This is a genomic window from Aminobacter ciceronei (assembly GCF_014138625.1).
GTDB lineage: Bacteria > Pseudomonadota > Alphaproteobacteria > Rhizobiales > Rhizobiaceae > Aminobacter > Aminobacter ciceronei.
In genome coordinates this window covers 43,878-69,127 of sequence record NZ_JACJHY010000017.1, presented here as the reverse complement: position 1 = coordinate 69,127, position 25,250 = coordinate 43,878, and the positions used below count along the sequence as shown (strand labels likewise).

At 65.1% G+C, this 25,250-nt stretch carries 25 protein-coding genes; 12 read left to right on the top strand and 13 right to left on the bottom strand.

The window, feature by feature from the left end; genetic code table 11:
- Nucleotides 1-262: 262 nt before the first annotated feature.
- Nucleotides 263-1,735, top strand: a complete 1,473-nt coding sequence (locus tag HNQ95_RS17865; RefSeq protein ID WP_246340853.1) for an ABC transporter permease — start codon at nt 263-265, stop codon at nt 1,733-1,735.
- Nucleotides 1,736-1,987: 252 nt separating this feature from the next.
- On the opposite strand, the gene HNQ95_RS17860 is transcribed toward HNQ95_RS17865, so the two are convergent.
- Entirely contained in the window at nt 1,988-3,946 is a 1,959-nt protein-coding gene (locus HNQ95_RS17860) for an acetoacetate--CoA ligase (protein ID WP_154385339.1), read from the bottom strand.
- Between the two features lie 182 nt (nt 3,947-4,128).
- Between HNQ95_RS17860 and HNQ95_RS17855 the strand changes: the two genes are divergently transcribed.
- Nucleotides 4,129-6,006 (top strand): AsmA family protein, encoded by a 1,878-nt coding sequence (locus HNQ95_RS17855; protein WP_154385340.1) that lies wholly within the window; start codon nt 4,129-4,131, stop codon nt 6,004-6,006.
- 11 nt (nt 6,007-6,017) lie between these two features.
- On the opposite strand, the gene xseA is transcribed toward HNQ95_RS17855, so the two are convergent.
- Together xseA and HNQ95_RS17845 are read right to left on the bottom strand one after the other, a co-directional pair.
- Complete coding sequence (gene xseA / locus HNQ95_RS17850; protein ID WP_154385341.1) at nt 6,018-7,604, bottom strand: exodeoxyribonuclease VII large subunit; 1,587 nt, start codon at nt 7,602-7,604, stop codon at nt 6,018-6,020.
- 56 nt (nt 7,605-7,660) lie between these two features.
- Entirely contained in the window at nt 7,661-8,617 is a 957-nt protein-coding gene (locus tag HNQ95_RS17845; RefSeq protein ID WP_067967050.1) for a LysR substrate-binding domain-containing protein, read from the bottom strand.
- A gap of 178 nt (nt 8,618-8,795) precedes the next feature.
- On the opposite strand from HNQ95_RS17845, the gene HNQ95_RS17840 reads away from it, so the two are divergent.
- Nucleotides 8,796-9,086, top strand: coding sequence for a DUF1127 domain-containing protein (locus tag HNQ95_RS17840; protein ID WP_067965178.1), 291 nt, complete (start codon nt 8,796-8,798; stop codon nt 9,084-9,086).
- Between the two features lie 141 nt (nt 9,087-9,227).
- Here the strand turns inward: HNQ95_RS17840 and HNQ95_RS17835 are convergent, their stop codons facing one another.
- The 6 genes from HNQ95_RS17835 to HNQ95_RS17810 form a co-directional block, all read right to left on the bottom strand.
- Entirely contained in the window at nt 9,228-9,578 is a 351-nt protein-coding gene (locus HNQ95_RS17835; RefSeq protein ID WP_154385342.1) for a DoxX family protein, read from the bottom strand.
- 10 nt (nt 9,579-9,588) lie between these two features.
- Nucleotides 9,589-9,942 carry a VOC family protein gene (locus HNQ95_RS17830; protein WP_182574781.1) on the bottom strand — a complete coding sequence of 118 codons (354 nt, stop codon included), beginning with the start codon at nt 9,940-9,942 and terminating at the stop codon, nt 9,589-9,591.
- A gap of 85 nt (nt 9,943-10,027) precedes the next feature.
- Entirely contained in the window at nt 10,028-10,813 is a 786-nt protein-coding gene (locus HNQ95_RS34105) for a helix-turn-helix domain-containing protein (protein ID WP_067965172.1), read from the bottom strand.
- 54 nt (nt 10,814-10,867) lie between these two features.
- Nucleotides 10,868-11,776: a DUF937 domain-containing protein gene (locus HNQ95_RS17820; RefSeq protein WP_067965169.1), complete on the bottom strand. Its 909-nt coding sequence runs from the start codon at nt 11,774-11,776 to the stop codon at nt 10,868-10,870.
- A gap of 77 nt (nt 11,777-11,853) precedes the next feature.
- Entirely contained in the window at nt 11,854-13,227 is a 1,374-nt protein-coding gene (locus tag HNQ95_RS17815) for a glutamate--cysteine ligase (protein ID WP_182574780.1), read from the bottom strand.
- A 169-nt stretch (nt 13,228-13,396) separates the two neighbouring features.
- Complete coding sequence (locus tag HNQ95_RS17810) at nt 13,397-13,993, bottom strand: TetR/AcrR family transcriptional regulator (RefSeq protein WP_182574846.1); 597 nt, start codon at nt 13,991-13,993, stop codon at nt 13,397-13,399.
- A gap of 78 nt (nt 13,994-14,071) precedes the next feature.
- On the opposite strand from HNQ95_RS17810, the gene HNQ95_RS17805 reads away from it, so the two are divergent.
- On the top strand, nt 14,072-14,980 hold the full coding sequence (locus HNQ95_RS17805; protein ID WP_154385345.1) for an alpha/beta hydrolase family protein: 909 nt from the start codon (nt 14,072-14,074) through the stop codon (nt 14,978-14,980).
- 3 nt (nt 14,981-14,983) lie between these two features.
- Here the strand turns inward: HNQ95_RS17805 and HNQ95_RS17800 are convergent, their stop codons facing one another.
- Nucleotides 14,984-15,715, bottom strand: coding sequence for a 16S rRNA (uracil(1498)-N(3))-methyltransferase (locus HNQ95_RS17800; RefSeq protein WP_154385346.1), 732 nt, complete (start codon nt 15,713-15,715; stop codon nt 14,984-14,986).
- Nucleotides 15,716-15,746: 31 nt separating this feature from the next.
- The gene (locus HNQ95_RS17795) at nt 15,747-16,415 is read right to left on the bottom strand and encodes a hypothetical protein (RefSeq protein WP_182574779.1); all 669 of its coding nucleotides are present in this window, start codon (nt 16,413-16,415) and stop codon (nt 15,747-15,749) included.
- Between the two features lie 76 nt (nt 16,416-16,491).
- Here HNQ95_RS17795 and HNQ95_RS17790 point away from each other — a divergent pair, with 76 nt between their 5' ends.
- Nucleotides 16,492-17,190, top strand: coding sequence for a type 1 glutamine amidotransferase (locus tag HNQ95_RS17790; protein WP_067965163.1), 699 nt, complete (start codon nt 16,492-16,494; stop codon nt 17,188-17,190).
- A gap of 285 nt (nt 17,191-17,475) precedes the next feature.
- The gene (locus HNQ95_RS17785; protein ID WP_165915765.1) at nt 17,476-17,616 is read left to right on the top strand and encodes a hypothetical protein; all 141 of its coding nucleotides are present in this window, start codon (nt 17,476-17,478) and stop codon (nt 17,614-17,616) included.
- Nucleotide 17,617: 1 nt separating this feature from the next.
- Here HNQ95_RS17785 and HNQ95_RS17780 read toward each other — a convergent pair whose 3' ends face one another.
- Nucleotides 17,618-18,358, bottom strand: coding sequence for a metallophosphoesterase family protein (locus HNQ95_RS17780; protein ID WP_246787005.1), 741 nt, complete (start codon nt 18,356-18,358; stop codon nt 17,618-17,620).
- Nucleotides 18,355-19,149 carry an FCD domain-containing protein gene (locus tag HNQ95_RS17775; RefSeq protein ID WP_067965161.1) on the bottom strand — a complete coding sequence of 265 codons (795 nt, stop codon included), beginning with the start codon at nt 19,147-19,149 and terminating at the stop codon, nt 18,355-18,357. The genes HNQ95_RS17780 and HNQ95_RS17775 overlap by 4 nt, the downstream gene beginning before the upstream one ends.
- 195 nt (nt 19,150-19,344) lie before the next feature.
- On the opposite strand from HNQ95_RS17775, the gene HNQ95_RS17770 reads away from it, so the two are divergent.
- The 6 genes from HNQ95_RS17770 to HNQ95_RS17745 all read left to right on the top strand — a co-directional run bounded on the left by HNQ95_RS17770 (nt 19,345) and on the right by HNQ95_RS17745 (nt 25,246).
- A complete protein-coding gene (locus tag HNQ95_RS17770; protein WP_067965160.1) occupies nt 19,345-20,667 on the top strand; it encodes a DUF3422 family protein in 1,323 nt (440 codons plus the stop codon).
- A 169-nt stretch (nt 20,668-20,836) separates the two neighbouring features.
- Nucleotides 20,837-22,333: an FAD-linked oxidase C-terminal domain-containing protein gene (locus tag HNQ95_RS17765; RefSeq protein ID WP_067965158.1), complete on the top strand. Its 1,497-nt coding sequence runs from the start codon at nt 20,837-20,839 to the stop codon at nt 22,331-22,333.
- The gene (locus HNQ95_RS17760) at nt 22,333-22,911 is read left to right on the top strand and encodes an ASCH domain-containing protein (RefSeq protein ID WP_067965155.1); all 579 of its coding nucleotides are present in this window, start codon (nt 22,333-22,335) and stop codon (nt 22,909-22,911) included. The genes HNQ95_RS17765 and HNQ95_RS17760 overlap by 1 nt, the downstream gene beginning before the upstream one ends.
- A 151-nt stretch (nt 22,912-23,062) precedes the next feature.
- Nucleotides 23,063-23,419 (top strand): endonuclease domain-containing protein, encoded by a 357-nt coding sequence (locus HNQ95_RS17755; protein WP_376769263.1) that lies wholly within the window; start codon nt 23,063-23,065, stop codon nt 23,417-23,419.
- Between the two features lie 199 nt (nt 23,420-23,618).
- Nucleotides 23,619-24,872, top strand: coding sequence for a glycolate oxidase subunit GlcE (glcE, locus tag HNQ95_RS17750; protein ID WP_182574775.1), 1,254 nt, complete (start codon nt 23,619-23,621; stop codon nt 24,870-24,872).
- The gene (locus HNQ95_RS17745; protein WP_067965150.1) at nt 24,869-25,246 is read left to right on the top strand and encodes a DUF4870 family protein; all 378 of its coding nucleotides are present in this window, start codon (nt 24,869-24,871) and stop codon (nt 25,244-25,246) included. The genes glcE and HNQ95_RS17745 overlap by 4 nt, the downstream gene beginning before the upstream one ends.
- The last annotated feature ends 4 nt before the right edge of the window (nt 25,247-25,250 follow it).

Here is a 25,250-nt window from a genome sequence, read left to right as displayed (position 1 = left end):
AGAGGATTGATCTTTGCCGACGACAGGCGGAGCAGAGGCGGGAGCATCAGGCGTGGCGTCGGCCGCGGGCGTCAGGCCGTTGCCCGTCAAGCGCCTGCGCCATCCGCTTATCGGCACGCTGGCGCTCGCCGTCGGCATCGTCGTCATCCTGCCGGTTCTGTCGCTCGCCTTCGTCGCGCTTTCCGGTACGGGCGAGGACTGGCCGCATCTGATCGCCAACGTGCTGCCCGGCGCCACGCGCACGACGCTGGCGCTGCTGGCGATGGTGGCCGCACTCACATCGATTGCCGGCGTCGCCTGCGCCTGGGCGGTCGTCGCTTATGATTTTCCCTTCCGCCGCATCCTGTCCTGGGCGCTGGTGCTGCCGCTGGCCGTGCCGCCCTATCTCGCGGCCTATGCCTTTGGCGAGTTCTTCCATTACCAGGGGCCGGTGCAGAGCCTGGTCCGCGCAATTTTCGGTTTTGAGACGATCCGCGACTACTGGTTTCCCGATATCCGCTCGACCTGGGGCACGGCCTTCGTACTCGCCTCTGTGCTCTATCCTTACGTCTATCTCACCACCCGCATCGTCTTCCTGATGCAGGGCCGCAACATCGCCGACGTCGCGCGCACGCTCGGCGCATCGCCGGCACGCGTGTTCTGGCGCGTGCTTCTGCCCGTGGCGCGGCCGGCCATCGTTGCCGGTGTCGCCCTGGTGCTGATGGAGACGATCAACGACATCGGCGCCGCCGAATATTTCGGCGTCCGCACGCTGACGGTCGCCGTCTACACCACCTGGCTCAACCGCGGCAGCCTGGAGGGCGGCGCGCAGATCGCCATCCTGATGCTGGTGCTTGTGCTGCTCCTGCTCGTCGCCGAGCAATGGGCGCGCCGGCGTCAGCGCTTCCATTCCGGGCGCGGCACCCATCTCAAGGTTCATCCGCCTCGCACAGCCCTCAAGGGCTGGAGGCGCTTTGCCCTGCCTGCCGCCGTGTCGTTGCCGATCCTCAGCGGCTTCGGCGTGCCGATCACCATCTTCGGCCAATATGCCTCGCGCCGGCTCGAGCAGTTCGTCTCGCCCGACGTGGCCAGCGCCTTCCTCAACAGCCTGATGACGGCGTCGCTGACGGCCATCTTCACCGTCGTCATTGCGCTGTTCCTGCTCAATGCCCAGCGCCTGTCGAAAGGCCGGGCCATGGCCGCCACCGTGCGTCTCGCCTCGGTCGGCTACGCCCTTCCCGGAGGCATCCTCGGGCTCGGCCTGCTGTTCGTGCTGGCACGCTTCGACAATTCGCTCGATACCTTTGCGCGCGCCTGGCTCGGATTCTCGACCGGGCTGCTGCTCACCGGCTCGGCCGCGGCGGTGATCATTGCCTGCACCATCCGCTTCGTTGCCCTGGCCGAGGGCGCGGTCCGCTCCGGCATGGAGAAGCTGCCTGGCAGCCTCGACGAAGCTGCGCGCAGCCTCGGCAAGACGCCGGCGCAAAGTGCTGCCAGCGTGCTTCTGCCATTGCTCAAGCCGGCGATCCTGACAGCTGCGGTTCTCGTCTTCGTCGACACCGTCAAGGAACTGTCGGCGACCATCCTGCTCAGGCCCTTCGGCTTCAGCACGCTGGCGACGCATGTCTATGAAAACGCCTCACGCGGCGTCCCGGAAGAAGGGGCGGTGGCGGCAATCGTCATCATCATTACCGCCATGGTACCGGTGGTGTTGCTTTCGGGCGCGCTGGTGCGCGACGCCGAGGCATCGCTCTAAGTTCTTTTTAGACCAGGCTAAAGAAAAAGGCGCCACTGGGGCGCCCTTAAGGTAGATGCTGTTTCAACGGGGACTTGAGCTGAACTGGCTATCCTCAGAGATGAGGAAAGGGATTTCTCCCTCAAGTTGACAACGACTATCAGGGTCGAACCTTAACAGCACCTTACCCCAGTGATGAAAAATTTACGAAAGTGTACCACTCCTGAAGTCTAGGTAAATTTGGCGGTTACGTCTTGTTAGGCATGCCGCGTCTCAGCTCCTGAGCTGCGCGATGTCGCTGTAGAGATCCAGCGCTTCGGGATTGGCCAGCGCCTCCTTGTTCTTGACGGGGCGGCCATGGACGATGTCGCGGACGGCGAGTTCGGTGATCTTGCCCGACTTGGTGCGCGGGATATCGGTGACCGCCACGATTTTGGCCGGCACGTGGCGCGGGCTGGCGCCGGTGCGAATCTTGGTCCGAATGCGCTTCTCCAGGTCCTCGTCGAGGGTGACCCCGGGCGCGAGGCGAACGAACAGCACGACGCGCACGTCGCCGTCCCAGTCCTGTCCGATGCAGATCGCCTCGGCGATCTCCGGCATCTGCTCGACCTGGTTGTAGATCTCGGCGGTGCCGATGCGCACGCCGCCCGGGTTCAGCGTCGCGTCCGAGCGGCCATGGATGATCATGCCGCCATGCGCTGTCCATTCGGCGAAGTCGCCATGGCACCAGACATTGTCGAAACGCTCGAAATAGGCGGCGTGGTACTTCTTGCCGTCGGGGTCGTTCCAGAAGCCGATCGGCATCGCCGGAAACGCCTTGGCGCAGACCAGTTCGCCCTTCTCCCGGCGCACCGGCTTGCCGTCATCGTTCCAGACGTCGACCGCGAGGCCGAGGCCGGCGCCCTGGATCTCGCCGGTCCAGACCGGCTCGGTCGGCACGCCGAGCACGAAGCACGAGACGATGTCGGTGCCGCCCGAGATCGAGGCGAGGTGGATGTCCTTCTTGATGCCGTCATAGACGAAATCAAAGCCCTCCGGCGACAGCGGCGAGCCGGTCGACGAGATGGTGCGCACGCTGCCGAGGTCGTGGCTGTCGATGGGCCTGAGACCGGCCTTGCGCACCGAGTCGATGAACTTCGCCGAGGTGCCGAAATAGGTCATCTTCTCGGCATCGGCGAAGTCGAACAGCACATTGCCGTCGGGATGGAACGGCGAGCCGTCATAGAGCAGCAGCGTCGCTTCCGCAGCAAGACCCGAGACCAGCCAGTTCCACATCATCCAGCCGCAGGTGGTGAAGTAGAAGAAGCGGTCGCCCGGCTTGAGCCCGGCATGCAGGCGCAGTTCCTTGACGTGCTGGATCAGCGTGCCGCCGGCCGAGTGCACGATGCATTTCGGGATGCCCGTCGTGCCCGACGAGAACAGGATATAGAGCGGATGCGAAAAGGGCAGGGGCTCGAACGTCACAGCCTTTGCCGCGAATGGCGCCAGCGCATCGTCGAGCGCCTCGGCCTTGCCGATGGTCGCGGCAACGTCTGTCGCAGTGCCGAGATAGTCGACGACCAGCACCTTGGTCACACTTCCGAGCTTGCCGGCGACGGCTGCGATCTTCGATCCGACCTCGATATGCTTGCCGGCATACCAGTAGCCGTCGGGTGCGATGAACAGCTTTGGCTCGATCTGGCCGAAGCGGTCGAGCACGCCCTGTTCGCCGAAGTCGGGCGAGCATGACGACCAGACGGCGCCCAGCGAGGCGGTTGCCAGCATTGCGGCCACCGTCTCCGGCATGTTCGGCATCATCGCGGCGATGCGGTCGCCCTTGGCAACGCCAAGCGACACGAACAACTGCTGCAGCCTCGATACCAGTGCCGCAAGTTCGTCCCAGGTGAGCCGGCGCTCGACCTTGTCCTCGCCGCGGAAGACGATGGCCTCGCCGCTGCCCGAGCCGCGCAACAGGTTCTGCGCGAAGTTCAGGCTGGCATCGGGGTAGAACTGTGCTCCCGGCATGCTGTTGCCATCAACGAGCACGTGGCCGCCCTTGTCGCCGATAACGCCGCAGAAGTCCCAGACAAGATCCCAGAACGCCTCGCGCTCGCTGATCGACCAGGCATGCAGTTCGGCATAGTTGGTGAACGACTGGCCGGCGCGCGCGCCCGCCGCAGCCATGAACGCCGTAAGGGGCGCTTGCGCCACCTGCGTTGACGAGGGCGTCCAAAGCGGCTTTTCGACAGTCATCGGCATCTCTCCCAGAACGCGCATGGTTATGCATGTCGCACTGCAGCAGATCAAGGAAATGTCGATTAGCGCCATTGCGCTGTGCGCAAACGTCATCGCATGGCCACAAAGACTTGAAATGCCGCGTTACTCGGTTACACCCGTTAGCCACAACGGCGCAGCACGGGCGGCACAAGGGCAACATGCCATCACCACTGTTCAGGCGCAGCATCTGGGCGATCACAGGACTCATCATCCTGATCGCCGCCACCGTTGCCGCCGTGCCGTTCATCGCTTCCACCCAGATCGTCAAGGACCGCATCGCCTTCGAGATGAGCGCGTGGAGCGGCTTCCGCGTGTCGATCGAAGGCACGCCCGACATCGAGATCTGGCCGGTGTTCCGCGCCACCCTGACCGACGTCACCCTGACCGACTGGGATGACGAGAAGGGTTCGCCGGTCATCGAGGCCGAACGCGTTGAAATCGAGCTGTCGGCGCTTTCGGCGCTCAGCGGCAATGTCGATTTCTCCGACGCGCATTTCATCCGGCCGACTTTGCGCCTGAAGCGGCTTGCCGACGGCGGCGTGGAGATGCCGCATTCGACCGGCGGGCGCCTCAGCCGCGCCATCGAGCGTGCCCGCGCCACCGTCGCGTCGAATCCTGCCGAACCTGACCTCAGTGCGCTGCCTGATGACGAATTCGGCGCCGTCGAGTTCATCGATGGCCGTGTCGTGGCCGTTTCCGACGAGGGCGAGGACGAACTCCTGAGCGACCTCACCGGCAAGGCCAGCCTGCCGGCGCTGAACAAAGCCGGGAAGCTCACGGCAACCGGTGTCTGGCATGGCGAGCAGGTGGCGATCGAATTGTCGTCGCCGCGTCCGCTGATGCTGTTTGCCGGTGGCGAGGCACCGATCGTCGCTTCGCTGAAATCGGCGCCTGTCGAAGCCTCGTTCGACGGCACCATCGACATGGGCCCCGATGCGCATGTCGATGGCCAGGCCAAGATCGTATCGCCGTCCTTCCGGCGCATGCTGGAATGGTCCAAGCCGGGCATCCTGCCTGGAAGCCCTGTCGGATCGATTTCGCTCGCCTCCAAGATTACGGGCGATGTGTCCCGCCTCAAGATCGAGAACGCGCAAGTCACGCTCGACGGCAATCCCGGCATGGGCATCCTCGATCTGTCGCTCGATGGGCCCGTGCCGGCGCTTTCGGGCACACTGGCTTTCGACACGCTCGACCTGATGACGTTTGCCTCGTCCTTCGCGCCCATGACCCCGGCAAACGGGCCCACGACGGCCGAGATCGACACCAGCTTTTCCGACCGCATCAATCTCGATCTCAGGCTGTCGGCGACGAAGGCGACGGCCGGTTCCATCGCGCTCGCCGAGGTCGCGGCAACGGCACAGGTCAAGGGTGGGCTGGCGGCATTCGACATTTCCGATGCGGAAGCCTTTGGCGGCAATGTCCAGGCCAGCATCCGTTTCGACCGTAAGCCCGCCGGCACACAGGCGGAGATGCGGTTGCTTGCGTCCGACATCGACGGCGGCGCCTTCGGCACCGCGGCGGGCATGAGCCACATCGTGCCGATCGGCCGCGGCACCGTGTCGGTTATCCTCCAGGGCCCGGGCCTGAACTGGAACACGCTGCTGGAGAATGCCAACGGCTCGGTCGCCGCCACCTTCGGCGTCGGCGCGATTGCCGGGCTCGACATGGCGGCCTTCCTCAAGCGTACCGCCGATCGCGGTTTCTTCTCGCTCGACGAAGTCTCGGGCGGTACGCTGCCGGTCGATGGTGTCGAGCTCAAGGCGACCATCTCCAACGGTGTTGCCAAGATCGACAAGGCGGAGGCACGCACGCCGACGAGCCGCATCTGGCTGACCGGCATCGTGCCTTATGTCGGTCGTGGGCTCGCGCTCTCGGGTGCGATCGAGGCCAAGGAGATCACCGCCTCTTCCTCGACGACGACAACCCCTGTTGCACCGGCGGTGCGGCCAACGGCATTCTTCGTCGGCGGCTCGTGGAGCGCACCGTTCATTTCGCCGCTGGTGGCGCCCGTTATCTCGTCGCCTACGGGCGACTGACCCCTGTCGCTTTAGAACAGGCTGCCCTGATTGCCGGGTTCCTTGACCTTGGCTGCTGGTCTGGCCACCGGCTTTGGCTTGGCCTCGCCGCTTGCCGCAATCGCGCTGCCGCTGGTGGCGATCGCATTGGTCGTGCCGTCGGCGAATTCGATCGACAGCGCCGCACCCGCGGCCACTTCGGAGGCGCGCTTGAGCACCGTGCCGTCGGCATCGCGAACAAGCGCGAAGCCGCGTGCCAGCACCGCCTTGTGCGACAGCGTCGCCATCAGCCGGTCCGCCTGTGACAGGCTCGTCCGCGCGCGTTCGAGCCTACGCCCGACCGCAAGCACGGCGCGGCGTTCCAGCGCCGTGAGCTGCTGGCCAAATGCCTCCTGGCGGCGGACCAGTGGTTCCGGCGACAGCCGGCCTTTGGTGCGGTCGAACCGGATGCGCTTTTCGCGCACCATCGCTCGCAACGCTGCATCGGCGCGCAGCATGTCACGGTCGAGATGGCGGCGGGTTTCGCTGATGCGGCGCGCCAACGTCGCCGGCGACAGGCGCACCGCCGACAGCCGGGCGCGCTTGCGCTCGGTGGTGACGGTCAGCGCCCGGCCGAGCCGGCTTGTCGCCTCGTCGAAGCGGCGGCGGGGTAGCGCCAGCAACTGGTCCGGAGTGGGCAAGGCGCGTGCGGCTGCGCGAACAGCCTGGCTGCGCCGGTCGATCATGCGCGATACCGCGCCGCGCAGCCGTGCGCCGAGATTGGCGAGCACGGCCTCGAGTTCGGCTTTGACAGGCACGGCAAGCTCGGCGGCACCCGTCGGCGTCGGCGCCCGCCTGTCGGCGGCGAGGTCGATCAGCGTCCAGTCGGTTTCGTGGCCGACGGCCGAGATGACCGGGATGTGCGAAGCGGCAACGGCGCGGACAAGCCCTTCGTCGTTGAAGCCCCAGAGGTCTTCGAGGCTGCCGCCGCCGCGCGCCACGATCAAAAGGTCGGGGCGCCTGATCGCACCGAGCTCGGACAGTTCGTTGAAGCCGTTGACCGCAGCGGCCACTTCCGCACCCGACGTCTCGCCCTGAACCCGCACCGGCCAGACCAGAACATGCAGCGGGAAGCGGTCCTTGATGCGGTGGATGATGTCGCGGATGACCGCACCGGTCGGCGAGGTGACGACGCCGATCACCAGCGGCATGAACGGCAACAGCTGCTTGCGACGGTCGTCGAACAGGCCCTCGGCGGCCAGCCTGCGCTTGCGCTCTTCCAGCAGCGCCATCAGCGCGCCGGCGCCGGCGGGCTCGAGATTGTCGATGACGATCTGGTATTTCGACGAGCCGGGATAGGTGGTCAGCCTGCCGGTGGCGATCACCTCCATCCCTTCCTCGGGACGGAATTTCAGCCGGCTCATCGTGCCTTTCCACACCACCGCTTCGATGCGTGAACGATCGTCCTTCAGCGAGAAATAGGCATGGCCCGACGAATGCGGGCCGCGATAACCCGAGATTTCGCCGCGCACGCGCACATTGCCGAAGGCGTCCTCGACGGTGCGCTTCAGCGCGCCGGAAATCTCGCTGACGGTGTATTCGGCAGCATTGGTGCGTGATTCGGTAGCAAGTTCGTTCATCGCGCGATTGAGGGCCGCGTGGCCTTCCTCGTCAAGCTTTGCCGGTCAATCGCAGCCTACCATCCCGGCATGATGTGGCTCGGCTTGAGCCGCCGGCCACGCGCGGCGGCAAGGGCAGCGAAATCGAACGTGCCGCTCTCCTCGGTCAGCGGCACAGAGATGTTGTCGAGGCTCTCCGAGATATGCCGCGCAAGCGCATCGACGATCTCGGGCCGGCTGGAATGGCCGCGCAGGATTCCGATCTTGCAGTCGGGCAGGGCGCCGAAGCCGTCGGCTTCGCCAAGCACGCGCATGCCCGGCCGCAGCGCGCATTCGGGCAGCACTGATACGGCGAGGCCAGCCAGAACGGCGGCGGTGATGACATTGGCCGACCAACTGGTGAACAGCACGCGGTACTCGCGGCCGCTGGCCTGGAGCAGGTCCGTCGCCATCTGCCGCCACTGGCAGGTCGGGCGGCCGAAAGCCATCGGCAGGATCGTCTCCTCATGCACCATATGGCTGGCCGACGAGACCCACAGCAGCGGTTCGTTGCGCACGATCTCGCTCGGCCGGGTGTCCACGCACTCGGTCACAAGTGCGATGTCGAGATTGCCGCGGCGAATCTGGTCGGCGAGATTGACGGTGGGCTCGCACAGTACCGACAGCTCGACGCGCGGGTTGGAGCGCGAGAAGCGCGCCATGATCTCGGGCAGGAAACGGTCGGCATAATCGTCCGGCACACCGATGCGGACCGTGCCCTCCAGCGCCTTGTCGTCGAAGGCAGCCAGCGTCTCGCGGTTGAGGTGCAGCAGCCGCCTGGCATAGGTGAGCAGGCGCTCGCCTTCCTCGGTCAGCTTGTTCATGCGCCCTTCCTTTTCGAAGAGCGCCTTGCCGATGCGGTCCTCGAGACGGCGCATCTGCATCGACACAGCTGACTGCGTGCGATGCACTTCGTCGGCGGCGCGCGTGAAGCTGCCGGTGTCGACGATGGAGATGAAGGTGTGGAGCTGGTCAAGATCGAGAGGAGCGGCCATCGACGTTTCCATCATGAACATTGATGGTAAAGATTAGAAACATTCGTTGGATTAATCAATACGGCGATGGCAATCTCGCATTGTCCACATGAGGCATGTGAATCGGAACCGGGGCGGCGGCTGAAGGAGCGTCGACCGGAACGGGACCCGTTTGTCCCTGATCTGAGAGGAGATCGTCATGACCACGCTCGACCATTCCACTGAGACGACGCATTCCGCGACGCGGCCGGTGAATGCGATGCGTATCGTCAACTACACCGCCGATCTCTTCCGTGCCTGGAAAAATCGCCGCGCCTTCTATCGCCTCGGCGAATTGAGCGACACCGAACTCGCCGATGTCGGCCTGACCCGCGGCGACCTGTGCGTGGCTGTCGACCTGCCGTTCGCCTCCGATCCGACCGTGCGTCTTCGCTCGATCAGGCAGGCGCGCAGCGAGAACATCGAAGTGATGGCGCGTCGCGTCGCATAGCCGAAATCTGCTTTCGCAGGCTCCCCACTCCCAGCCGGTCCCCGCCGGCCTCGCCTGCACGCTGCCCGGTCCTCCCAGGACCGGGCTTTTTCGTATTTTGGGACGCTCCTCCGGCATCCAGATCAGATTTGTGCCGCCCTTCTAAGCTGTCGCGGCAAGCAGGAGGCTGCCGACGACGGCGACGTTGATGATGAAGGCCGAGCGCAAGGCTTGTCTTTCCATGCCCGAATAGCGCCAGAAATTGAGCGCCATCAGTGACGCGGCGATGGTGAACAGGATCAGCGCCACGGCCGCGTAGGGGCGCATGACGCCCATTGCCAGGCACAGGCCGGCAACGATCTCGACGACCGAACCCAGGGCAAGCAGACCTTGCGCCGCAGGCAGGCCCTTGTCTGCGAGCATGCCTGAGACCATGCGGAAATTCCAGAAATGCTCAGTGCCGGCGCAGACGAAGACGCCGCCCAACAGAATGAAGCCGAGGCTTGCGACCATTATCGCCACCTCAGTTCGCCGACCACGCCGCCAGTTCGTAGCCGTCGGGATCGGTAAAGTGGAAGCGCCGCCCGCCGGGGAATTCGAACACGGGCTTGACGATCCTGGCGCCGGCGGCCTCCAGTCGGCTTTGGGTTGCGGCGAGATCGTCGGCATAGAGGATGACCAGCGGCCCGCCCGACCTGACCGGACCGCCTGTCGTCAGTCCCCCGGTCAGGCGGCCGTCGGTAAACTCGCAATAGGTCGGACCGTAGTCGGTGAAGCTCCAGCCGAAGGCCTTGCCGTAGAACTCACGCGACCGCGCAATGTCGCTGACGTTGAACTCGATGTTGTCGATCCGGCGATCGTTTCCGCTCGTGCCCATGGCAATTCTCCTGCGTTTCGTGGGATCGCCGCCGATAGCTGACGGGGCGGCGGGAATCTTGAACGAAACGGCCAGTTGGCCCCAGTCAACCAGTGATCTGGCGCACGAAGCTCCCGGCGGTCATGCCGCACAGCGCCTGGATTTCGCGGCCGAGATGCGCCTGGTCGGCATAGCCGGCCTCATAGGCAAGGCCTGCCATGGCCTGCTTGCCTTGCGCGCGCACCAGGGACAGGAAGTTCTGGAAACGCAGGATGCGGTCGAGCGTCTTCGGTCCATAGCCGAAATAGTCGTGGCTGCGCCGTCTCAGCGTGCGCTCGCTGATGTCAAGCCGTTCCACCAGCAACGAAATCCTGCCGCCGATTTCATCCGATCCCGATGCCATTGCCGCAAAGATCGCGCCTGCGCCCTGCGCCGGGCGCTCCAGGTCCGGCAACTGCTTGAGCAGCTGTTGCTGCAGCACGGCAGCCTGCCGTTCGATGGTTGGCGCCTCGCCGATTCGCAGACACAGCTCTCGGGCTACACCAGGATTCCAGACGTCGGCGAGATCGACCGCCTGGCCGACGATTGCGCTCATCGGTGTGCGCAACCAGCGCAGCGCCGCGCCTGGCCGGAAGCGGATGCCGAGCACCGTCGTTCCGCCATGCAACTCGGGACTGGCGGCAACGATGTCGGGCCCGACCACCATCAGCCGTCCGTCTTTCCACAACAGGTCGACGCAGCCGTCCGGAACGACCGCGACCGGGCCGACATGATCGTCAGGGATGGCGTTGGTCCATACGCATTGGAAATGCGCGTCGAGGTCCGGCATCGGAGCCTGCTCGTCATAATGCCCGAGGCAATTGGCGAGCACCGGCACCGTCGACCTGTTCACGCTGCTACAAGCTGAAGCCTCAGGCGAGGTTCGCATCGACCGTCAGGCCTTAGCTCAGCGATACCTGTCCATGCCCTTGCTGAACTGCTCGAAGATCGACTCGACGCCCTTCTGGTAGTCGTCGCGCTGCTGGCTGCCGGTTTCGAACATCTTGCCGAACAGGTCGTCATAGGGATTGCGCGGCCGGCCGCTCGGATTGGCCTGCGGCTGCGGCTGTCGCGCCTGTGGTTGCGGGTCCGGCTGGGCGCGGCCTCCGCCCAGCATCTCCTCGAAGATCTTGCCGAGCGGGTTGTCGCCATAGGGGCTCTGCTGCGGCGCCTGCTGGCGCGGCGATGGTTGCGGCTGACCCAGGCCGCCGCCGAACATGTCTTTCAGCACCTTGCCGAACGGGTTGTCGAAGGGATCGGGCGCCTGGGTCTGCTGCGGCGCCTGGCGAGGCTGCTGCCCGCCGCCCATCATGCCGCCACCCTGCCTCATCATCTGCTCGATGATCTCGCCGAGCGGGTTGTTGCTGCCGCCCATGCCGCTCGCCGCCTGCATCTGCCCGGTCGACTGCTTGAACAGTCCGCCCATGATCATCGAGGCGATGACAGGCAGCATCTGCTTGAGCACTTCCTGGCCGATTCCGGTCGCCTGCGCCGCCTGGCCGGCGACCGCACGCGACAGCTCCTTGGAGCCGAACAGGTGACCGAGGATGCCGTTGCCTTCATCGACGCCCTGGGGCGAGAAGGCGCGGGATGCGTCCTCGAAATATTTGGCATGCTGGCCGCTCGCCATCGCCTGCAGGAAGGAACCCAAGCCATAGGGGTCGGAGGCATTGCGCTTCAGCCCCTGGCTGAATGCCGGCATCAGCGCTTCGATCGCCGATTGTGTCTGCTGCTGGCTCAGCCCGAACTGGCGCGACAGCGCCTCCATGCCGTTGCCGTTCTGGGCATTGGCCAGCATCTCGAACAGTGGCAGCATTTTTTCCTCCTCAGGAGCTTGAGCCGAGGAGAAACGTAGAGCGTTTCCAGCGCCTATTGAAGGGGTTATCGGAACCCCTAGTAGGCGTATTCCAGGAATGCAGGCTCGATCGAACCGCCCCAGCGCGTGTTGTAGGCGTTGAGCATTTCCTCCGCACTCGTCGTGCCACGCGCGATCACCTCGTCGAGCGTGTTGATGAAGCCGGATTCGTCGACACCTTCGCGGTTCTTGCGGCCGCGGTTGACCAGCCCCTGGCGCGACAGCGCCAGCACTTCACGGCCGATCTCACGCAAAGTGGCGTTGCGGAACGGTGCCGCAATGCCTTGCTCGGGCACGGCGTCGCGCATCGCCAGAACTTCGGCGTAGGTCCAGTTGCGGGTGAGTTCTTCGGCGGCATCGAGCGTTGCCGGATCGTAGAGAAGCCCGACCCAGAAAGCGGGAAGGGCGCAGATGCGGCGCCACGGGCCGCCATCGGCGCCGCGCATTTCGAGGAAGCGCTTGAGGCGCACGTCAGGGAACAAGGTCGACAGGTGGTTGGCCCAGTCGCCCATCGTCGGCATCCCCTGGGGGATCTCGTTGCGCGCCGCGCCATTCATGAACTGGCGGAAGGTGATGTGGGTCATGTCGCGGTACTGCTCGTCACGAATGACGAAATACATCGGCACGTCGAGCGCCCATTCGACATAGTCGGCAAAGCCGAACTCGGGCGAGAAGCAGAATTCGAGCAGGCCGGAGCGCTGATTGTCGGTGTCGCGCCAGATGTCGCCGCGCCAGCTCTGCATGCCGTTGGGACGGCCGTCGGTGAAGGGCGAGTTGGCGAACAGCGCCGTCGACAGCGGCTGCAGCTTGAGCGACACCTGCATCTTGCGACGCATGTCGGCTTCGCTCTCGAAGTCGAGATTCACCTGGATGGTGCAGGTCCGGTACATCATGTCGAGGCCCTTGGTGCCGACCTTCGGCATGTAGGCGGTCATGATGTCGTAGCGCGATTTCGGCATGCGCGGCGTTTCGGCCAGCGTCCATTTCGGGCTGCCGCCGAGGCCGAGGAAGCGGATGCCGAGCGGCTCGGCGATTTCGCGCAATTGCGCCAGATGGGCGTTGCCCTCGCGACAGGTCTGGTGGATCGTCTCCAGCGGCGCGCCGGAAAGCTCGAACTGTCCGCCCGGCTCGAGCGAGATCGCGCCCTGGCCGGTCGGCTCGACGAGGCCGATGATGCGCCCGGCATCGATGATCGGATCCCAGCCAAGCGTCTTCTGCATGCCTTCGAGCAGCGCGCGGATGCCGCGATCGCCGCCATAGGGAACCGGTGCGTTGCCGTCGATATAGAACGGGAATTTCTCGTGCTCGGTGCCGATCCGCCACTTGTCGCGCGGCTTGTTGCCGGCTGCGAGATAGTCGACGAGTTCGTCCATCCCCTCGATAGGCCGGAAATCGGTGGTGTCGCGCGCCATGTATGCTTCTCCTGAAGGCGGAAGGACCGCGGGCGCTTGATGGACGATCCAGCGCTCGCCGATCAAGCGAAAAATCCTGAGCCTTCGTCAACAGGAATTGATCGTTTCGGGTGGCGATAGTGAAATGTTGATGCTTGGAATTATCCGGTTGCGGACTGCACGTCCCAAATCAGCGGTTTTCGCGACCGGTTTGGGCTAACGCTGATTTCACCAGCGTCGCCGCTGCTTCCCCGGCCGTTTCCATATAGGAGGCGTCGCGGTTGAGCAGGACGACGGCAAAACAGCCGTCCAGCAACAGAATGATCTGGCGCGCCAAAAGCTCCGGCGAGCGGACGCCCTCGGCGGCGAAGGCGCTGGCCAGCCAGACCTCGACGCGCTTCTTGTGCGCGATCCCGGTCTTGATCGCCGGGTGTCCGGGCATGTCGGCCAGTTCTGCCGCCGTGCGCAGATAGCCGCAGCCCTTCCATCTGGGATGCCGCGCGGCCTCGGCGAGGTTTTGGAAGATCGCCCGAATCTTCTGATCGATCCCGCCCTCGGCCTCGCTGAACCAGCGCTGGAACAGCGCCAGATTGGGCTGGTCGCGGCCGTCGAGATAGGCAGCGATCAACTCGTCCTTGCTCTGGAAGTGATAATAGAGCGTGCGCTTGGTGAGGCCCGACTTCTCGGCCACGGCATCGACGCTGACGGCACGGATGCCCTCGCCATAAAACAGCTTCGATGCGGCATCGACGATGCGCTCGCGCGTTGGCTTCCCTGAGGTCCTCATCATGAAAGTATACCGACTAGTGAGTGTAATTGGAAAGACGAATTCGCTAGTGCTGAAGGGCGGAAAGCGAGGTCCACCATGTCGATTGCGGTTTTGGTGAGTGAGCCCAGAGCGATCGAGGTCGTCTGCGCCGATGGCGTCGTGCTGCGTGGCCACATCTGGCCGCACGCGCGAGGCGACAAGGCCGGGACCGTCATCGTCAATCCGGCGACCGGCGTGCTTGCCAGCTACTATCATCGCTATGCCATGTTTCTCGCCGGTCGCGGCTTCGACGTCGTCACCTATGACTATCGCGGCATCGGTGCTTCGCGCATGACGCGCCTGCGCGGTTGCGGCCATCGCTGGCGCGACTGGGGCGAACGCGATTTCGAAGCGGTGCTGCGTCTGGCCAGGCGCCTCGATCCAGGCGCGCCCTTGATGGTGGTTGGGCACAGCATCGGTGGCGCCTTGCCGGGTCTGGCCGAGTCCGCAACCGGCATCACCCGCATGCTCACCGTTGGTGCGCAATATGCCTATTGGCGCGACTATGCCGCCGCCCACCGCCCGAGGCTGTTTCTCAAATGGCATGTGGCCATGCCCGTCATCACGGCCCTCTGCGGTTACTTCCCTGGCAAGCGGCTCGGCTGGCTGGAAGATCTGCCCAAAGGGGTCGCCAACGAGTGGAGCTTTCGTGGTGCGCGCATCGAACTGAGTCACCCCGAGGCGGAACGAGGCGATGTCCTCCGTCGCTTTGCTTCGATTTCCGCGCCCATCCTGGCCGTTGGCCTTACCGACGACGAGATAGGCACGCCGCAGGCCATCAGACGTGCGCTCGGCTATTACACCGGGGCGAAGCCGACCCAGCTACTGCTGTCGCCTGGAGATTTCGATCGGCCGGCGATCGGCCATTTCGGCCTGTTCCACAGCCGCCACGCGCCTGATTTCTGGCTCGACACGCTTTTGTGGCTGCGCGACGGCATCAACCCATGGCCGGGCAAGGTTCTCTGACGACTACCAGTCACCGATCGTTGCCTGGATGACGGCAAGGGCCGCCACCGCCGCCGTGTCGGCGCGCAGGATGCGCGGCCCCAGCGGAATGGCCGTGACAAAGGGCAAAGCGCGCAGCATGCGGCGCTCGTCGTCGGAGAAGCCGCCCTCCGGCCCGACCAGCAGGGCGAGCTTGCGTTCCTTGATGGCCTGCAAGGCAGCCGTCGGATTGTTGGTCGAGGCGTCCTCGTCGCAGAAGATCAGCCGCCGTTCCTTGTCCCAGCCTGAGAGCAGCTGCTCCAGCTTCACCGCCTCGCGCACCTCGGGTATGGCCAGGATGCCACATTGTTCGGCGGCTTCCACGGCGTTCGCCCGCAGGCGGTCGATGCCTGGCTTCATCTGCGTGTGCTGGGTGATGACGGGCACCATCGTGCCGGCGCCCATCTCGACGGCCTTCTGCACGAGATAATCGAGCCGGCCGACCTTGAGCGGCGCAAAGCAGTAGACCAGGTCGGGATGCACTGGCTGCGGCCGCTGGATCTCGAGAACCTCGAGCCGCACCGCCTTCTTGGTCTTGCCGGCTATCCGTGCCGACCACTCGCCGTCGCGGCCATTGAACAGCAATACCTCAGCGCCTTCGCCGAGGCGAAGCACATGGGCAAGATAGTGGCTCTGCTGCGGATCGGCGTCGAAGGCCGCGCCGGAAGCGAGGTCATCAGCCACGAACAGCCGTTGCATCTTGTAGTTTGCGCGCATGGCCGAGCAATGCGGCAGGCGGCGGCTAGGGTCAAGGGACAGCTTCTGCCGAAAGCCGCTCGGCGCTCGGGTGCCATTCCGGGGAATAACCCTGGCGCAGCACCTCCAGCGTCGTCGCCGGCGTGACGATGCACATGTCGGTGTCGGCAATCTCGTCGAAGCCGAGTGCCGCATCGTAGCCGCCAAAGCTCCAGCGCAGCGCCTTGCCGCCGCGCACGGCATAGTCTGAAGCGCCGTCCGAAAACATCGCCCCGTCGGGCAACAGGTGCAGCCCATGCCGGTCCAGCTCGACCGGCTGGCCACCCGAAGCCAGCCGCTCCCGGTGAAGTCGCCCATCCATCTCGCCGACCTTCGGATCGTCGGTGCCAAAGGCGCTGGAATAGGCTGCGGCAAAGGCCTTGGCGCGCTGGCGCCGGCAATAGAAGCAGGGCCTGTGCCCGGCGGCCAGCGCCGTCACCTCGTCGAGAAAGAACAGCTCGGTCCAGCCGGTCTTGCCGCCGGGACGATTGCGCCCCATCGGCACCCGGCGCGCGTTCTTGAAGTCGAGCGCGCAGGTGAGCCATGCCTTGGTCGCCCAGCGCCGGCTGAGCAAGCTCCTTGTTTCGGGGTCGTGGATGATGCCGCGATTGCCGGTGAACATGCCGCGCTCCGGCGTGGCGTGGATCTCGCCGAAAGGGTCGATGCGGTTCTGCAGTGGCATAGCCGATCCTTCTTGGCTGCGTGGCAAGCCGCATGATAGGGCTCGCCGCAACTTTGTCACCGCCGGAAAGGCCGAGATGCGCGTCCTCGTTGTCCAGAATTATGCAGGCACCGGCCTTGGTCAGGTTGGCGATGCCCTTGCCGAAGTCGAGGCCACGATCGACCAATGCAACGCCCATCTTGGCGATGCCTTGCCCGCGAACGCCGACGGCCATGACGCGATGATCATGCTCGGCGGCGGCCAGAATGCCCGTGACGATGCGCATTCGCCTTATTTTCCCGAACTGCTCGAACTGGCGCGCGACTTCGTCGAACGGGACAAGGCCGTGCTCGGCATCTGCCTCGGCGGCCAACTCCTGGCGCGTGCCTTCGGCGGTCACAACCGGATCGGCGGCTCGACCGAATTCGGCTGGCACGGCATTACCTTGACCGACGAGGCCCAGGACGATCTCGTCTTCAGCGACCTGCCCCTGCGTTTCCCGATCTTCCAGTGGCACGACGACACCTTCACCTTGCCGGAGGATGCGGTGCGGCTCGCCGGCAGTTCGGTCACCGGCAACCAGGCTTTCCGCATCGGTCGCGCCGGTTATGGCATCCAGTTCCATTTCGAGGCCGACCGGTCGCTGGTGCGTGAATGGAACGAGGCTTTTGCCGAGACCATCGCCAGCCGCCACCCCGACTGGCCCGAACGGCACGAGGTCGAAGCCGCCCGCGACGGCCCCGAAGCCGATGCGGTCGGCCTGACGCTGGCCCGCGCCTGGGTCGCCGCCATCTGACGGCGGCAACGCCGGTCCAGTGACATTTTTGGCACGTCGGACAAAAACCGCTGTGCATAGTCATATGCCTGCTGGATTGTGCCCGGAAGCCTTTCTAAAGACAGCCCGGCGCCAGCTGGCGATGGTATCGCGAATGAACCATCTCCGAGTGCAGCGCGACACAAGCCCGATACAGAACCACCCTAGAAGCACGGCCGTGATGCTGCGCGACTGCGGTGAAGCATAAACTTTTCGGAAACTTATTCGTAACTCCGTTCGTGCAGGATGCAGGAAGCTCAACCTGAGATGACTCCCTTGAAAGCAGCGCTTCTGTCCTTCGCCATGCTGTCGGCAATCGTGCTCGGCGGCTTCGGGATTTATGCCGCGGATGCCGCGGCCGACCATCATGCGGTCGACGGCTACGGCGTCACCGCAGCCGCCCGCTAAGTCAGGCCATTCGCACTGACATCAGTCGTTTTTCCGAGCCGTCGATGACGAGCGCGGTCAACACGCCTGAGTGGAACACGCCGGTGTCGACATTGACACGGTTGGCCAGCACTTCGGGCTCCGCCTGCGGTGTGTGCCCGTGCACGACGACCTTCGGGTGCAGCCCGGGATGACGCAGGAATTCGTTGCGGATCCAGATGAGGTCCTCTGGATCCTGCCGATCCAAGGCGACACCAGGGCGAATGCCGGCGTGGCAGAAGAAGAAATCGCCGAACGACGCCGACCGGGGCAGGGCGCGCAGGAAGCGTTGGTGGCCGTCCGGCACAGCCGCCGCCAGTTCGCGATGGCCTCGCGCGAGCGAGGAGGCGTAGTCGACATGCAGATCCACGCCATATGACCGGGCGGTGTCGCGACCACCATGGCAGGCGAACAGGCCGGCCGGGTCCGGCTCGGTGAGGAAATCGAGGAAGCCGACGTCGTGATTTCCTGCCAGCACGATGTTGCGCGGGTCGCGCTCAACAGCTGCCATCAGGAACCCGATCACGCCAGCGCTGTCTGGCCCACGGTCAACGAGGTCACCGAGATGGACGATGCGCCAGTCCGCCGGCTTGTCGCGCGCGATCTCGCCGGCAATGCGCTCATGCATGTCGCGCAGCAGGTCGAGATGGCCGTGAATGTCGCCGATGGCGTAGATGCGGATACCGTCCGGGCCGCGGGCGTCGAGGTAATGTATTCCAGTCACGACTTTCTGCTCGTTTCGGTGCTGTCGGTGCGCTGACGGAGCCTGAGCCGTGAGATGCGCTGCCAGTCGCCGCTGCGCTCGGCCTCGGCCATGGCACGCTCCAGATAGGTGATGTGGTCCATCGCCGCCTTGCGCGCCGCAGCGGGATCGCCAGCGACGACCGCGCGATGGATCGCCTTGTGCTGCTCGAGCAGCACGTCGCGCGTGCCGCTGACGGTGAACACCACCAGGCGGTTGGTGAACACGCCATCCGACAGCAGCCTGTAGCACGAGCGCAATGTGTGCAGCAGGATGATGTTGTGGGCGCATTCGCCGACAGCATGATGGAACTCGACGTCGATCGCGCCTTCTTCCGCCGGGTCGGCGCGCCTATGCGCCGCCTCCATCCGCGCCACGATGCCGTCGAGCAAGGCGAGGTCCTCCGCCGTCGCCCGCTGCGCCGCATATTCGGCGGCCAGCCCCTCGATCTCGCGGCGATATTCGAGATAGTCGGCTGCTGCCTTGCGGTGGTTGACGATCAGCTCCATGACAGGCTTGGAAAACACTTCGCCGATCACGTCGGCGACATAGGTGCCGCCGCCATGACGCGTCACCATCAGCCCGCGCGCTTCGAGCGTCTTCAGCGCATCGCGCAGGATCGGCCTGGAAACGTCGAACTGCTTGGCCATCTCGCGCTCGCCCGGCAGCCTGTCGCCGGCGCGCAGCACACCTTCGAGGATCAGGCTTTCGATCTGCTGCACCACCTCGTCAGCCGTGCGCGAATGCTCGATCCTGGAAAAAATGTCGCTCAATGCTGCTGTCCGGAAGCTCTGTCCTGTCCGCGAGGATAGGAGCGCGCCCCCCGACTGGTCAAATTATTTATCCAGTCCAGCGGTTCCCAGCTTGGTGCCCTGTGAGGCACAGTATCAGCTACCCCTGAAGTTGGCGTTTGCCACTGGCGGCAAACTTACCTAGAGGCAGGAGGTCTGGCATCAAGGGAGCCTGAAGTGACAGCCGAGCCGTCATCACTGGAGTTCCTGCCGCGTTCGACCGGCAGCGTCCTGGGCTTTCCGGCCCATGAGGGGCGTCCCGGTGCGCTTGGCGAGGTCCATTCGCGGCCGCATCCACTTGTCGAAAGCCCGCGCGTGCTGGTCCAGTTGTCCTTCATGACCGAGGGCGGATCCGCTGTCGACCATGCCGTGCTGTCTGAGCTGTCCCGGCGCCTCGGCATCGCCGCACCCGACCGCCAGGCGCGCCACCACGCCATGAAGTGGGGGCAGGGCACGTTGCGCTGGGAGCGCCACACCGAGTTCTCGACCTATCTGTGGGAAGGTCCGCTCGACGAAGGCGACCGCTCACACGAAGAGTCGCCCTTCGGCAACGGTTTCAGCCCGCCCGGCACGGTCATCTCGGGCATCCGGCTGGAGATCCGCAAGTGGACGCCGGCCAACGGAAAGCTGATCGCCACCTTCGATCCGACCAGCCTGTGCTACTCGCTTGTCGAAGGAGGCGCCGCCGGCATCGTCACCGATTTCCGCCAGGACGGCGACGGCATGACCCGCATCCTCATCCTCGACCGTGGCCTGACGCCGGCGCGGACCGGTGCGCTGTCGCAGCGCCTGATCGACATCGAGACCTACCGCACGCTGGCGATGCTCGGCCTGCCGATGGCGCTGTCGCTGTCCGGCCGCGTCCGTCGCATCGAGGACCGGCTTGCCCAGGCAACCCGCGAAATGAAGGCGACCGAGACGCGCGACAGCCAGGCGCTGCTCGCCGACCTCACCGAACTCGCCGCCGAGCTCGAGGCGGATGCCGCTTCGAGCCTCTACCGCTTCGGCGCCAGCAAGGCCTATGACGGCATCGTCCGCGAGCGCCTCGAAGCGCTCGAGGAGGAGGTCGTCACCGGCTACGACACCTGGGCCGGTTTCCTCAAGCGCCGCGTCGCACCCGCCATGCGCACCTGCCGTTCGGTCGAGGAGCGCCAGGCCAACCTGTCGCGTAAGCTCACCCGCGCCACCACACTCTTGCGCACCTGGGTCGATGTCGAGGTCGAGAAGCAGAATCGCGACCTGCTGGCCTCGATGAACAACCGCGCCCGCCTGCAACTGCGCCTGCAGCAGACGGTCGAGGGTCTGTCGGTCGCCGCCGTCTCCTATTATGTCGTCGGCCTCGTCGGCTACATCGCCAAGGGCGCCTCGGCCATCGACCACGCCTTTGCGCCGGAAATCGTTACGGCCGCGGCTGTGCCGCTCGCCGTCCTGCTCGTCTGGTGGGGTGTCCGTCGCGTCCGCCGCGCCCACAGCGAATCCAAGCTGCACGCGGGCGAGTAGCCGCGCCCGGCGGCAAGCGCCCAGAGCCATAGCGGAAGGTAAGGCCAGCGGCAGATTGACGCTGCGAACGCCGCGCGCCTGCGCCTCCCGGCTAACGACTTTCTTCCGATTTGCATGCATCGGCACCAACTGGTAAAAGCTTTTTACCAGTTGTCGACCGAGGTGACCGATGTCCGGCATATTGATGCCCAAGCCCGATGCGGCAACGCTTGCCCGCCGCGCCGAGATCGTCGCCGACATGCGCATCATTGTGCCGGGCGAGGGTGTGGTCGAGACGATCAACGAGATGCGCGCCTTCGAAAGCGACGGGCTGACCGCCTACCGCCAATTGCCGCTGGTCGTGGTGCTGCCAGAGACGGTCGCCCAGGTGTCGCGCCTGCTCAAATACTGCAACGAGCGCAACATCCGCGTCGTGCCGCGCGGTTCCGGCACCTCGCTGTCGGGCGGCGCGCTGCCGCTGGAAGACGCGGTTCTGCTGGTGATGAGCCGCTTCAACCGCATCCTCGAGATCGACTATCCCAACCGCACCGTCACAGCCCAACCCGGTGTCACCAATCTCGGCATCACCACATCAGTGGAACTCGACGGCTTCTACTACGCCCCCGATCCATCGTCGCAGATCGCCTGTTCCATCGGTGGCAATGTCGCCGAGAATTCGGGCGGCGTGCACTGCCTGAAATACGGGCTTACCGCCAACAATGTGCTCGGCATCGAGATGGTGCTGATGAACGGCGAGGTCGTGCGCCTCGGCGGCAAGCATCTTGACGCCGAGGGCTACGACCTGCTCGGCGTCATGACCGGTTCGGAGGGACTGCTCGGCGTCGTCACCGAGGTCACCGTCCGCATCCTCAAGAAGCCCGAGACGGCACGCGCGCTGCTGATCGGTTTTCCCTCAAGCGAAGAGGGCGGCCAATGCGTCGCCGACATCATCGGCGCCGGCATCATCCCCGGCGGCATGGAAATGATGGATGGCCCGGCAATCCGCGCCGCCGAAGATTTTGTTCATGCCGGCTATCCGCTCGAATCCGAGGCGCTTTTGATCGTCGAACTGGACGGACCCGCCGTCGAGGTCGACCACCTGATCGGCCTGGTCGAGGCGATCGCCAACCGCAACGGCGCCACCACCTGCCGCATCTCGCAGTCGGAGCAGGAGCGGCTGACCTTCTGGGCCGGTCGCAAGGCGGCATTCCCCGCTGTCGGCCGCATTTCGCCCGACTATTACTGCATGGACGGCACCATCCCGCGCAAGGAACTGCCGCGCGTGCTGGCCGGCATGCGCGAGCTGTCCGAGCAATATGGCCTCGGCGTCGCCAACGTCTTTCACGCCGGCGACGGCAATCTGCACCCGCTGATTCTCTACGATGCCAACAAGCCGGGCGAGCTCGAAAAGGCCGAGGCCTTCGGCGCCGACATCCTTCGCCTCTGCGTCAAGGTCGGCGGCGTGCTGACCGGCGAGCATGGCGTCGGCGTCGAAAAGCGCGACTTGATGCCGGAGATGTTCAACGACATCGACCTCGACCAGCAGATGCGGGTCAAATGCGCCTTCGACCCCAACCACCTGCTCAACCCGGGAAAGGTGTTCCCGCAGCTGCGCCGCTGCGCCGAGCTTGGCCGCATGCATGTCCACCGCGGGCAGGTGGCCTTTCCCGACATTCCGAGGTTCTGATGCTTTTGAAGCAGGCGACCCTCGAAGGCATCAGGCGCGGCGACATCACACTCGCCTTCCGCCGTTGGCAGAAGCCTACCGTCAAGGCTGGCACCGGCTTGCGCACGGCGATCGGCGTCGTCCGCATCGGCGCGGTCGAGCATGTTGACGAAGCGACCATCTCCGACGGCCACGCCCGCGCCGCCGGCTACGCCGATCGTGCTGCCCTGATCGACGACCTGCGCGCTGATGGCACCCTCTATCGCATCGCCTTTGACGGCATCGAGCCGGACAACAGGCTGGCGCTGCGCAAGGCGGCCGACCTCAGCGATGCCGACTGGCACGCACTCGCTGCCCGCTTCGCCAAATGGGACAGCACTTTACCAGGCTATTTCCCCTCGATCCTCCGCCTCATCGGCCAATGCCCCGAGGTGGCAGCCGCCACTCTTGCCGAACGCCTCGGCGTCGAGAAGCTGAAATTCAAGCAGGACGTGCGCAAGCTCAAGGAACTCGGCCTGACCGAGAGCCTCGACATCGGCTACCGCCTGTCCCCGCGTGGCGCGGCAACCCTCGAAAAGCTTCGGGAGCATCGGTTGTGATCGCGGTGAGGGCTTTTCCAGCATGGCTTCCTCGCCCCTCTGGGGAGAGGTGCCGAGCGCAGCGAGGCGGAGAGGGGCGATGACGCACGCGACCCGTCGCCGACTAGACGAGACAAATCGCCGTGCTCGTGCCCTCAGGCATGGCGACAACATGGCCGAGGCGTTGCTATGGGACGAGCTCAAGGCCAAGCGCCTGGGCGGCCACAACTTTGTTCGCCAGATGCCGCTGGGGCCGTACTTCGCCGACTTCGCCTGTCGAACCGCAAAGCTCGTCGTAGAACTAGACGGTTCGCAGCACACAGACAGCGATTACCATCGCCAGCGTGATGAGTTCATGCGAGGGCAGGGCTATTCGGTTCTGCGCTTCTCCAGCGCGGTTGCGGTGAAGGCAAGGGCGAGCGTCTGCTCAACGATCCTTGCAGCCCTTGCCGGACAGCTGAATGAGGGCGTTGCGGTAGCGGATCTCAGGTTCGTCCTGGCGCGACCGGAAGCGGAAGACGTTCTATGATCGGATCCCTCTCCGCCTCGCTGCGCTCGGCACCTCTCCCCAAAGGGGCGAGGAAGCCAAGACTTGCAGCGTCGCCAGTTTCGACGCCGGTTCATGCTGTCGAGCCGATACGTGGCGCGACATTGCAGTGTCTAGTTTCCTCGCCCCTCTGGGGAGAGGTGCCGAGCGCAGCGAGGCGGAGAGGGGCGACACGCACACCATGACCACCTTCACCCCCGCCACAGCAGCCGACATCCTTTCCGCCGTCCAATGGGCCGCCGCCGAAGAGGCGCCGCTCGAAATCGTTGGCCATGGCTCCAAGCGGGCCATCGGCCGGCCGCAGCAGGCCGAGCACACTTTGGATCTCTCGAAGCTTACCGGCGTCACGCTCTACGAGCCGGCCGAACTGGTGCTGTCGGCTAGGGCGGGCACGCCGCTGGCCGAGATCGAGAAGCTGCTCGCCGACAACGGCCAGCGCTTCGATTTCGAGCCCATGGACTATGGTCCGCTGCTGGGCCAGGTGCCGGGACGGGGCACCATCGGTGGCGTGCTGGCAGCCAATCTCGCCGGGCCGCGCCGGCTCAAGGCGGGGGCTGCCCGCGACCATATTCTCGGTATCCACGCCGTCTCAGGACGCGGCGAGGCCTTCAAGTCGGGTGGCCGCGTGGTCAAGAACGTCACCGGCTACGATCTGTCCAAGGCCATGGCCGGCTCCTGGGGCACGCTGGCGGTCGCGACCGACGTTACCTTCAAGGTGCTGCCTGCGGCCGAGACCGAGACCACGCTGATTGTTCGTGGCCTGCTCGACGACAACGCCGCTGCCGCCATGTCGATCGCCATGGGCTCCAGTGCCGAGGTTTCGTCTGCGGCGCACTTGCCCGAGCGCATGGCGGCACGCGTGCTTGATGGCAAGCTCGGCGGCGACCCGGCAACCTTGTTGCGGGTCGAGGGTTTCGGCCCTTCGGTTGCCTATCGCCTCGGCCAGCTCAGGCAGATGCTCGGCAATGCCGGCCCACTGGAGGAGGTCGCAGAGGATGCCTCGCGCGCACTCTGGCGTGATGTCCGCGATGTCAGGCCCTTCGTCGACGGCAGCGACAAACCTGTCTGGCGCGTCTCGATGCCGCCCGCCAACGCCCACCACATGGTGCTGGCGCTGCGCATGCAGGCGGCGTGTGATGCCTTCTATGACTGGCAGGGCGGCCTCGTCTGGCTCAGCATGGAAGGCGAGCCGGAGGCGGATCTGCTGCGCGGCCTGATCAGGCAGTTCGGCGGCGGTCATGCCACTTTGGTCCGTGCCACGCCCGCCTGGCGCGCCTCCGTGGCAGTCTTCGAGCCACAGCCGGCGGCGCTGGCGGCACTCTCAGCCCGCCTCAAGGCCGAGTTCGACCCGAAGGCGATCCTCAATCCGGGCCGCATGGTGCATTCCCCAGACTCTGCTAGCTTGGCGGCTGCCACAGAGGGAGCCATGCCATGAGCGATCCACAGCCCAACTTCACCCCGCGCCAGACCGACCGCTGGCTCGATCCGGGCCCGACCAATGTCCAGGTCATCTACATCCTCTATCTTGCCGGCCTGGTCATCGGCATCAGCGGCATCGTCGGCATCGTCCTGGCCTACATGAACCGGGGCAAGGCAGGCGGTTTTGTCGAGAGCCACTACACCTGGCTGATCCGCACCTTCTGGATCGGCCTGCTCTATGCGCTCGTATCCTTCGTGCTGATGATGGTCTTCATCGGCTTCATCCTGATGTTTGCGGTCGCCGTCTGGTTCATCGTCCGCTGCATCATGGGACTGCAGGCGCTGGGACGCGGCGAGCCGATCAAGAACCCCGAAAGCTGGCTGATCTAGCCAA

What these genes read in the sequence shown, in the direction of transcription:
- HNQ95_RS17860 (WP_154385339.1), bottom strand. Translation starts at nt 3,946, where the DNA reads ATGACTGTCGAAAAGCCGCTTTGGACGCCCTCGTCAACGCAGGTGGCG.
- HNQ95_RS17805 (WP_154385345.1), top strand. Translation starts at nt 14,072, where the DNA reads ATGTCGATTGCGGTTTTGGTGAGTGAGCCCAGAGCGATCGAGGTCGTC.
- HNQ95_RS17790 (WP_067965163.1), top strand. Translation starts at nt 16,492, where the DNA reads ATGCGCGTCCTCGTTGTCCAGAATTATGCAGGCACCGGCCTTGGTCAG.
- HNQ95_RS17795 (WP_182574779.1), bottom strand. Translation starts at nt 16,415, where the DNA reads ATGCCACTGCAGAACCGCATCGACCCTTTCGGCGAGATCCACGCCACG.
- xseA (WP_154385341.1), bottom strand. Translation starts at nt 7,604, where the DNA reads ATGAACGAACTTGCTACCGAATCACGCACCAATGCTGCCGAATACACC.
- HNQ95_RS17785 (WP_165915765.1), top strand. Translation starts at nt 17,476, where the DNA reads ATGACTCCCTTGAAAGCAGCGCTTCTGTCCTTCGCCATGCTGTCGGCA.
- HNQ95_RS17810 (WP_182574846.1), bottom strand. Translation starts at nt 13,993, where the DNA reads ATGAGGACCTCAGGGAAGCCAACGCGCGAGCGCATCGTCGATGCCGCA.
- HNQ95_RS17760 (WP_067965155.1), top strand. Translation starts at nt 22,333, where the DNA reads ATGCTTTTGAAGCAGGCGACCCTCGAAGGCATCAGGCGCGGCGACATC.
- HNQ95_RS17865 (WP_246340853.1), top strand. Translation starts at nt 263, where the DNA reads ATGGTGGCCGCACTCACATCGATTGCCGGCGTCGCCTGCGCCTGGGCG.
- HNQ95_RS17820 (WP_067965169.1), bottom strand. Translation starts at nt 11,776, where the DNA reads ATGCTGCCACTGTTCGAGATGCTGGCCAATGCCCAGAACGGCAACGGC.
- HNQ95_RS17830 (WP_182574781.1), bottom strand. Translation starts at nt 9,942, where the DNA reads ATGGGCACGAGCGGAAACGATCGCCGGATCGACAACATCGAGTTCAAC.
- HNQ95_RS17815 (WP_182574780.1), bottom strand. Translation starts at nt 13,227, where the DNA reads ATGGCGCGCGACACCACCGATTTCCGGCCTATCGAGGGGATGGACGAA.
- HNQ95_RS17755 (WP_376769263.1), top strand. Translation starts at nt 23,063, where the DNA reads ATGGCCGAGGCGTTGCTATGGGACGAGCTCAAGGCCAAGCGCCTGGGC.
- HNQ95_RS17845 (WP_067967050.1), bottom strand. Translation starts at nt 8,617, where the DNA reads ATGGCCGCTCCTCTCGATCTTGACCAGCTCCACACCTTCATCTCCATC.
- HNQ95_RS17835 (WP_154385342.1), bottom strand. Translation starts at nt 9,578, where the DNA reads ATGGTCGCAAGCCTCGGCTTCATTCTGTTGGGCGGCGTCTTCGTCTGC.
- glcE (WP_182574775.1), top strand. Translation starts at nt 23,619, where the DNA reads ATGACCACCTTCACCCCCGCCACAGCAGCCGACATCCTTTCCGCCGTC.
- HNQ95_RS17840 (WP_067965178.1), top strand. Translation starts at nt 8,796, where the DNA reads ATGACCACGCTCGACCATTCCACTGAGACGACGCATTCCGCGACGCGG.
- HNQ95_RS17800 (WP_154385346.1), bottom strand. Translation starts at nt 15,715, where the DNA reads ATGCGCGCAAACTACAAGATGCAACGGCTGTTCGTGGCTGATGACCTC.
- HNQ95_RS17855 (WP_154385340.1), top strand. Translation starts at nt 4,129, where the DNA reads ATGCCATCACCACTGTTCAGGCGCAGCATCTGGGCGATCACAGGACTC.
- HNQ95_RS17745 (WP_067965150.1), top strand. Translation starts at nt 24,869, where the DNA reads ATGAGCGATCCACAGCCCAACTTCACCCCGCGCCAGACCGACCGCTGG.
- HNQ95_RS17765 (WP_067965158.1), top strand. Translation starts at nt 20,837, where the DNA reads ATGTCCGGCATATTGATGCCCAAGCCCGATGCGGCAACGCTTGCCCGC.